This window comes from Nonomuraea ferruginea (assembly GCF_039540635.1).
GTDB lineage: Bacteria > Actinomycetota > Actinomycetes > Streptosporangiales > Streptosporangiaceae > Nonomuraea > Nonomuraea ferruginea.
Genome location: NZ_BAABFD010000062.1, coordinates 1 through 895, shown reverse-complemented (window position 1 = coordinate 895; position 895 = coordinate 1). Strand labels below are relative to the sequence as shown.

Genomic DNA, 895 nt, shown 5'->3' with positions numbered 1-895 from the left:
GCCGTACCCGCTGGTCCCCGTCGCGTCTCTTTCTCGCGTATCCAGGAGCCGCTCGAAGTTCCTGACCTTCTCGCTCTGCAGACCGAGTCGTTCGACTGGCTGCTCGGCAACGAGAAGTGGAAGGGCCGGGTCGAGGCGGCTCGCCAGGCCGGTCGCAAGGACGTCCCGACCCAGTCGGGCCTCGAAGAGATCTTCGAAGAGATCAGTCCCATCGAGGACTTCTCGGGGACCATGTCCTTGTCGTTCCGCGACCACCGGTTCGAGCCGCCCAAGTACTCCGTAGACGAGTGCAAAGACAAGGACATGACCTACTCCGCCCCGATGTTCGTCACGGCGGAGTTCATCAATAACACCACCGGTGAGATCAAGAGCCAGACGGTGTTCATGGGTGATTTCCCGCTCATGACGCCGAAGGGCACGTTCATCATCAACGGCACCGAGCGTGTCGTGGTCTCGCAGCTGGTGCGTTCGCCGGGGGTCTATTTCGACCGCAGTGTCGACAAGACCTCCGACAAGGATCTGTTCGGCTGCAAGGTCATCCCGTCGCGGGGTGCCTGGCTGGAGTTCGAGATCGACAAGCGCGACAGCGTCGGTGTGCGCATCGACCGTAAGCGCAAGCAGGCCGTCACCGTGCTTCTCAAGGCACTGGGGTGGACCAGCGAGCAGATTCTCGAGCGGTTCGGCCGTTACGAGTCCATGCGCGCCACGCTGGAGAAGGACCACACCGCGGGTCAGGATGACGCCCTGCTCGACATCTACCGCAAGCTGCGGCCGGGTGAGCCGCCGACCAAGGAGTCGGCGCAGACCCTGCTGGAGAACCTGTATTTCAACCCGAAGCGTTACGACCTGGCGAAGGTCGGCCGCTACAAGATCAACAAGAAGCTCGGCGTCGGCG

1 pseudogene is annotated in these 895 nt (G+C 62.6%); it reads left to right on the top strand.

What is annotated here, in order from left to right:
- A pseudogene (locus tag ABD999_RS43785) lies at nucleotides 1–895 on the top strand (DNA-directed RNA polymerase subunit beta); the annotation flags it as partial.